The sequence below is a fragment of the Streptomyces sp. NRRL F-2580 genome (assembly GCF_000720115.1).
Lineage (GTDB): Bacteria > Actinomycetota > Actinomycetes > Streptomycetales > Streptomycetaceae > Streptomyces.
In genome coordinates, this window is sequence record NZ_JOIR01000080.1 from 1 (window position 1) to 6727 (window position 6727).

Sequence of the window (6727 nt, forward strand, 5' to 3'; positions counted from 1 at the left end):
TCGCAATCCACACCGAACCCGGAAGGCCCTCACTCGTTCAAGATCCCTCAGCCGAGACCTGCATCACCCGTCCACAACCTCCCTGGACAGAACACCTAGACCGGCTGCGCGGCGACGTACCGGGCGAGCCAGTCCGGGAGCGCGGTGAGGTCGGGCAGCACCACGTCCGCGCCCGCCGCGCGCAGTTCGGGCTCCGGGCACGGGCCGGTCGGCACCGCCACGGACAGCGCGCCGGCCGTACGGGCCCCGCGCACGTCGCCCACGTGGTCGCCGACGTAGACCTGTGCGCCGTACTCGCGCAGCGCGCCGGCCTTGGCCTCAGCCCAGAGCCAGCCGATGACCGCGTCCGGCTCGATGCCGAGGTGCGCCAGGTGCAGCCGGGCGTTGGGCTCGTGCTTGGCCGTGACGACGATCGCGCGGCCCCCGAGCGCCTGGACGGCCTCGATCGCCTCGCGGGCGCCCGGCATCGCCGGGGTCGGCCCGATGGCGTAGGCGGGGTAGATCTCGCGGTAGCGGTCGGCCATGGCCGGGATCTGGGCCTCCGGGAACCAGTACGCGAGCTCCTCGTCCAGCGGCGGGCCCAGTCGCGTGACCGCCTCGTCGGCGTCGATGAACGTCCCCGTCTCGGCCGACAGGGCCTGGTAGGCGGCCCGGATGCCCGGACGGGAGTCGATGAGGGTCATGTCGAGGTCGAAGCCGACGGTGAGGTTCATACCGGTCATTGTGCCGAGGCAGGGTGACAGGAGGCCGACACCGGGCCTACAACGGGGAACGTGCACCGGGCACGTGTGGTTCGCCTTCGCCGGGGCCGCGGTCGCCTCCGTCGCCCTGTCGGGGGCGAAGCCCCGGGAGGGCAGGCAAGGCCCGACCCCACCCCTCAGCGCCGGCGGGCCCGCCACACCAGGTAGACCACCGAGGCGACGGCGGCGCCCCGCAGCAACCACGGCCACATGCCCTGCAAGGCCCCGCTCAGCTGCTCGTCGGCCAGGGTCTCGCCCCACTTGCCGTTCATCCGGCCCCACAGCCACACCCCCGCCCCCGCGAGGACCACGCCGGGCGGGCCGAAGACGGCCCACTTCCGCTCGGCCGGCCGCAGCACGCGCGAGGCGTACGGCAGGAGCCAGCCGATGATCAGCAGCAGCCAGTACCCGGTGGCCACGCCGACGACGAGGACGGCCGCGGCCAGCAGCAGGAAGGCGTTCGGACGCGGCCGGGCCGCGCCCGCGCCCGCCCCCTCCGCCTCGCGGCCCGCGGCGCCGGCGGCCTCCTTCCTGGCCCGCCGCCGCTCGCGCAGGAACCGTACGAGGCCGCGCGCACCCGAAGGCGGCGGCCCGGGCGGGGCCTGCGCGTCCTTCCCCGCATCCTTCCCCGCCCCCTCCCGCTCCTCCTCCCGCTCCTCCTCGAACAGGTCCGGGATCTCGATGCCGCCCGCGAAGCCCTCGACCTGCGGGCCCGATCCGTACGCGCCGGGCGACATCCGCCACCACTCCGGCTCGGCCCCGCCGGACGGGCCCAGCTCGTCGAGCCCGGCCAGGTGCGGCGGCACGTTCACGGGCTCCGCCGCCGGCCGCGGCGCCGCCGTGCCCGGGCGGCGCAGGCGCCCGGGGGCCCGCTGGACCGGTACCGACGCGCCCGGGCCGGACACCGCGCCGGAGCCGGGGGCGGGAGCGGCGGAGCCCGGCCGGGAGCCGTGGGTGTCCAGGACCTCCTCCGGCGTGCCGATCCGCTCCAGGATGCGGCGCACGGCCGCCGTGGTCTCCGGTTCGTACTTGGCGCGCCGACGGTCGATCTCGTCCCGCAGCCCCGCCACCAGGCGCATCCGGTCGCCGGAGGAAAGCTGCCGCTGCTGGGCCAAGTCCCCGACGCGGCTCAGATATTCGTAGACCAGATGGTCGCTTTCGATCCCCATGCCCCGGCTCCTCCCGTACCGCCCACCCGAAAGGTAGCGCGTGCGCCCGTGGAGCCGCCGCGGGCACAGCGGATACCGTTGGCCGGATGGGGACCGGCCGACTGACCGGCCGACGCGACCAGGAGGCGACTGTGCCCGAGGCAAGCACTGCTGGGGGATCCGGCGGAAGTGGAGCCCCGCGCTCCCTCGCCGAGGCGCTGCGCGCCCGCGACGACGCCGCGCTCTCCGCGCTGCTGCACGCCCGCCCGGACCTGCTCGGTCCGGTGCCCGGCGACGTGACGCAGCTGGCCACCCGCGCCGGGACCCGGGCGTCGGTGGTGCGGGCGCTGGAGCGCCTGGACCGCTTCACGCTGCAGACGGCCGAGGCGCTCGCCGTGGCCCCGGACCCGTGCCCGTACCCGGTGCTGGAGTCGCTGCTGACCGGCGAGGAGGGCACCACCGGTGAGGACAACGGCGCCCGCGCCGCGCTCCCTCGCGCCCTGGGCACCCTGCGCGACCAGGCCCTGGTGTGGGGCGACGACGACCGGCTGCGCCTGGTGCGCACCGCCCGCGAGCTGCTCGCGCCCTCCGCCCAGCGGCCCTCCCCGACCGGCCTCGGACCCACGGTCGCCGAGGCCACATCCGGCATGTCGCCGACCCGGATCCAGGAGATCGTGGCGGCGGCCGGGCTGCCCGCGACGCACGACCCGGTGTCCGCGGTCTCGGCCCTGACCGGGCTGTTCACCGACCCGGAGCGGATGTCCGCGCTGCTCGACGAGGCTCCGGCAGAGGCGCACCAAGTGCTGGGGCGGCTCGTGTGGGGGCCGCCGTACGGCGAGGTGACCCCCAATCCGACCGCGCCGGTGCGCTGGCTGCGCGACCGCGGGCTGCTGCTGCCCGCGACGGCGCGGACCGTCGTACTGCCCCGCGAGGTGGCGCTCCACCTGCGCGGCGGCCTCGCGCACCGGGACACCGCGCCGGTGGCCCCGCCGGTGACCGCGCACCGCGAGCACCGTCCACAGCTTGTGGACGCGAACGCCGCCGGGCAGGCGCTGGCCGCGCTGTCCACCGTCGAGGAGCTGGTGAAGTCCTGGGAGCACGCCGCTCCCCTGGTGCTGCGGGCGGGCGGGCTCGCCGTACGCGACCTGAAGCGGGCCGCGGCCACCCTGGACACGAGCGAGCCGTCGGCGGCCTTCTGGATCGAACTCGCCTACGCGGCCGGACTGCTGGCCGGCGACGGGGAGGCGGACGAGCGCTACGCGCCCACCCCCGCCTTCGACGACTGGTGCGAACTGCCGCCCGCCGAACGCTGGTCGGCGCTGGTGACGGCCTGGCTGCCGGCCACCCGCACCTCCGGTCTGGTCGGCGAGCAGGACGCCAAGGGACGCACGCTGTCCGCGCTCGGACCCGACCTCGACCGTTCCGCCGCCCCCGAGGTGCGCAGACGCGTCCTGGAACTCCTCGCCGCCCTGCCCGAGGGCGGGTCCCCCGACACGGAGGCCGTACTGGACCGGCTCGCGTGGGAGCGTCCCGTGCGCGGTGCGAGCGATCTGCGCACCCGTCTCGCGCGCTGGGCGCTGACCGAGGCGGAGGTCCTCGGCGTGACCGGCCGGGGCGCGCTGTCCGGGCCCGGCCGGGCCCTGCTCGCGCACGAGGACCCGGCGCCGCTGCTGGCCCCCCTCCTTCCCGAGCCGGTGGACCACGTCCTGCTCCAGGCCGACCTGACGGCGGTGGCCCCCGGCCCGCTGCGCCGGCCGCTCGGGGACACCCTGGCGGTGCTGGCGGACGTGGAGTCCAAGGGCGGGGCGACGGTGTACCGCTTCACGCCGGGTTCGGTGCGCCGCGCCCTGGACGCCGGCCATGCCGCCGCCGACCTGCACGCCTTCCTCAAGGAACACAGCCGCACCCCGGTCCCGCAGCCCCTCGCGTACCTCATCGACGACGTGGCCCGCCGCCACGGCCACCTGCGCGTCGGCGCGGCCTCCTCCTACGTGCGCTGCGACGACGACGCGATGCTGGGCGAGATCCTGGCCGACAAGCGCTCGGCCGGGCTGGGTCTGCGCCGCCTGGCCCCCACGGTCCTGGCCGCGCAAACCGAACCGACCAGCCTGCTGGAGGGTTTGCGGGCGATGGGATACGCGCCGGCCGCGGAGTCCCTGACCGGCGACGTGCTGGTGGCGCGGGCCGACGCCCATCGCGCACCGGCCCGCTCGGCGCCCGTACCGGTCCCGGACGGTCCGCCGGTGCCGGACGCGACGCTGCTGGCGGCGGCCGTACGGGCGATCCGCGCGGGCGACCTGGCGGCGACGGCGATCCGGAAGGAGCCCGCGCCGTCCACCGGCGCACCCGGCGAACTCCCGCGCACGAGCGCGGCGGAAACCCTGGCGACCGTCCAGGCGGCGGCCCTGACCGGCTCGGCGGTGTGGATCGGCTACGTGAACGCGGACGGCGCCGCCAGCCAACGCGTCATCGCCCCGGTCCGCGTGGAGGGCGGCTTCGTCACCGGCTACGACCACACGGCCGACGAGGTCCGCACCTACGCCCTCCACCGCATCACGGGCGTAGCCGAACTGGCGGAGGACCAGGTCTAGCCGACTCCGGCCCCGCCCGCGTTTGAGGCGCGCGGGTCCGGGGGCAGCGCCCCCGGCAAGGGCGCGGCACCCGCGAACGGCGCGGCACCCGCACGGAAAACCGCTGGCCGGCCGCCAGGCCATCCCGCACGCTGGGGCCATGCACGCCTCCACGCCCACCCGCCAGATCCGTGCCTCGCACACCGCCACCACCCTCACCGTCTACCAGGCGTACGCCCCCCGCCTGGGAGACCCGGCAGCCCGCGACGGCCGTTTCCCGCCCGCCTGGAAGCGGGAGCGGATGACGTGGATCAAGCCCTCGTTCCTGTGGATGATGTACCGCTGCGGGTGGGCCACCAAGGTCGACCAGGAGACCGTGCTGGCCGTCGAGATCACCCGTGAGGGCTTCGACCGGGCCCTGCGCGAGGCCTGTCTCTCCCACTACGTGCCGGGCGTGCACGCGGACCGGGCCGCCTGGCAGGAGTCCTTGCGCGGGGCGCCCTCCCGGGTCCAGTGGGACCCGGAGCGCGACCTGCACCTGAACCCGCTGCCGTACCGCTCGCTCCAGCTGGGCCTGTCCGGTCCGGCCTCGCGCGCGTACGCCGACGAGTGGACGGTCTCCATCCGCGACGTGACCCCGCTGGCCCTGCGGATCCACGGCCTGCTGCGGTCGGGCGAAGCCGAGGCGGCACGTGCGCTGCTCCCCGCGGAGACCCCGTACCCGGCGGGCCCGCTGGAGCACCTCGGTGCGGGAGGCGCGGGAGGCGCGGGAGGTGCGGGAGGCGCGGGAGGTGCGGGAGGTGCGGGAGGTGCGGGAGGTGCGGGAGCCGCCGTCAGTCCCGGATGAGCAGGACGACGAATCCCACGACGACGCCCAGCAGCAGGGCGGACCAGGCGTAGCGGGGCCGTGACTCGCGCAGCACCGGGAGGTGGTGGTCGGCGGCGAAGCGGCCCGGCCCGGTGAGGGTGAGGGCGACGACCCCGGCGAACAGCAGCACTTCGAGTTCCACGCCCTTGGGCGGGAAGTAGGCGCTCAGGCCCCGGACGTCGAGGACGTTGATCAAGACGCCGGTCAGGGCGGCGCCGGCGAGCGGGGTGAGCAGGCCGAGGGCGAGGCCGAGGCCGCCGAGGGTCTCGGACAGGCCGGCCATGACGGCCATGGCGTCCCCGGCGGGATAGCCGGCCATCGTGAAGCCCTTGCCGGTCGCGTCGAGGCCCGGGCCGCCGAACCAGCCGAAGAGCTTCATGGTGCCGTGGCCGACCATGCTGAGGCCGACGACGAGCCGGAGCACGAGCAGGCCGATGTCGTGGGTGGCGGTGGCGGTGGTGACGGCGGCGGGGGCCGAGACGGCACGGAAGAGCGCCTGGTCCCGTCGGTCTTGCGTCATGAGCGTCCGTTCTTACGTCGCCTGTGAGCGACGGCCACCGTATGACGGCGGTCCGCGATGATCCGGCCGCAACGTCGCCGGCCCCCGTCGACGACCCGTTCGGCCGCAGGCCCGCCGCAGGCCCGCCCTCGGCCCGGCTCACCTGGGCGCGTAGTCGACCAGTTCGGCGTCGAAGGGCCACACCTCGCGCAGCCACCCCCGCACGGCCTCGTACAGGGTCACGTCGAGCGGCGCCCGGTCGGCGCGCACCCACGAGCTGACGTGGATCCGGCCGGGCGCCTCCTTGGCCGGGTAGATGTACAGGCAGCCGATGACATCGTCACCGTCCAGCACGCTGTACGTGAACCCGGTCCGGGCCTCGAAGTCCCGCGCGTGACGGGCCAGGTCGGCCCGGTTCGCCTCCGGGGACATGCCCTCCGGCGGCGGCCAGTTCCTGCCGACGAAGCCCGGCGTGGCCCGGACGTGCGCGATGCTCCCGCTCCAGGCGGCGAGGTCGCGCTCGTTGTGCTGCTCACCGAGCGGCTCCAGCCGGAAGCCGTCCGCCACGAGGGTGCGCGGCACCACGAAGTCGGCGGGCACGAAGGTCTGCTGATCATGGTTCATGCGCGGACCGTACGTGCCCGCGCGGCCAGCGTCAGCAGCGGGTTGGCTGCGGGTCGGCTGCGCCGCTTGGGCGGGGTCGGGTGGGAGCCGGTTGTGCGGGTTGGCTGCGCCGCGGGTTGGCTGCGCCGCGGGTTGGCTGCGCCGCGCGGGCGGGGTCGGGTGGGGGCCGGTTGTGCCGGGGGCGGGCGCGCGCCGGGGCGTCTCCTCGGGCGCCGAACGTGTCGAGGGGTCGGAGAGCGCAGCCTCGTTGCGTTCGGCACCCTGCGGGGATCACCCCG

Annotated in this window: 6 protein-coding genes; 2 read left to right on the forward strand and 4 right to left on the reverse strand. The window is 75.9% G+C overall.

The genetic code is table 11. From position 1 onward, the window contains the following. Window positions 1–95: 95 nt before the first annotated feature. Both IF88_RS0139240 and IF88_RS0139245 read right to left on the reverse strand, forming a co-directional pair. Window positions 96–713 (reverse strand): HAD family hydrolase, encoded by a 618-nt coding sequence (locus IF88_RS0139240; protein ID WP_420711038.1) that lies wholly within the window; start codon window positions 711–713, stop codon window positions 96–98. Window positions 714–877: 164 nt separating this feature from the next. Continuing rightward, window positions 878–1909 carry a hypothetical protein gene (locus IF88_RS0139245; protein ID WP_030724194.1) on the reverse strand — a complete coding sequence of 344 codons (1032 nt, stop codon included), beginning with the start codon at window positions 1907–1909 and terminating at the stop codon, window positions 878–880. Window positions 1910–1995: 86 nt separating this feature from the next. Between IF88_RS0139245 and IF88_RS0139250 the strand changes: the two genes are divergently transcribed. Further along, on the forward strand, window positions 1996–4479 hold the full coding sequence (locus tag IF88_RS0139250; protein ID WP_078893434.1) for a helicase-associated domain-containing protein: 2484 nt from the start codon (window positions 1996–1998) through the stop codon (window positions 4477–4479). Between the two features lie 139 nt (window positions 4480–4618). Further along, the gene (locus IF88_RS0139255; protein ID WP_078893435.1) at window positions 4619–5305 is read left to right on the forward strand and encodes a DUF4291 domain-containing protein; all 687 of its coding nucleotides are present in this window, start codon (window positions 4619–4621) and stop codon (window positions 5303–5305) included. Here the strand turns inward: IF88_RS0139255 and IF88_RS0139260 are convergent. Both IF88_RS0139260 and IF88_RS0139265 read right to left on the reverse strand, forming a co-directional pair. Beyond that, window positions 5292–5846 (reverse strand): DoxX family protein, encoded by a 555-nt coding sequence (locus tag IF88_RS0139260; RefSeq protein ID WP_030724203.1) that lies wholly within the window; start codon window positions 5844–5846, stop codon window positions 5292–5294. The genes IF88_RS0139255 and IF88_RS0139260 overlap by 14 nt on opposite strands. A 138-nt stretch (window positions 5847–5984) precedes the next feature. Next, complete coding sequence (locus IF88_RS0139265) at window positions 5985–6449, reverse strand: hypothetical protein (protein ID WP_030724206.1); 465 nt, start codon at window positions 6447–6449, stop codon at window positions 5985–5987. Between the last annotated feature and the right edge of the window lie 278 nt (window positions 6450–6727).

What these genes read in the sequence shown, in the direction of transcription:
- IF88_RS0139265 (WP_030724206.1), bottom strand. Translation starts at nt 6,449, where the DNA reads ATGAACCATGATCAGCAGACCTTCGTGCCCGCCGACTTCGTGGTGCCG.
- IF88_RS0139245 (WP_030724194.1), bottom strand. Translation starts at nt 1,909, where the DNA reads ATGGGGATCGAAAGCGACCATCTGGTCTACGAATATCTGAGCCGCGTC.
- IF88_RS0139240 (WP_420711038.1), bottom strand. Translation starts at nt 713, where the DNA reads ATGAACCTCACCGTCGGCTTCGACCTCGACATGACCCTCATCGACTCC.
- IF88_RS0139260 (WP_030724203.1), bottom strand. Translation starts at nt 5,846, where the DNA reads ATGACGCAAGACCGACGGGACCAGGCGCTCTTCCGTGCCGTCTCGGCC.
- IF88_RS0139255 (WP_078893435.1), top strand. Translation starts at nt 4,619, where the DNA reads ATGCACGCCTCCACGCCCACCCGCCAGATCCGTGCCTCGCACACCGCC.
- IF88_RS0139250 (WP_078893434.1), top strand. Translation starts at nt 1,996, where the DNA reads ATGGGGACCGGCCGACTGACCGGCCGACGCGACCAGGAGGCGACTGTG.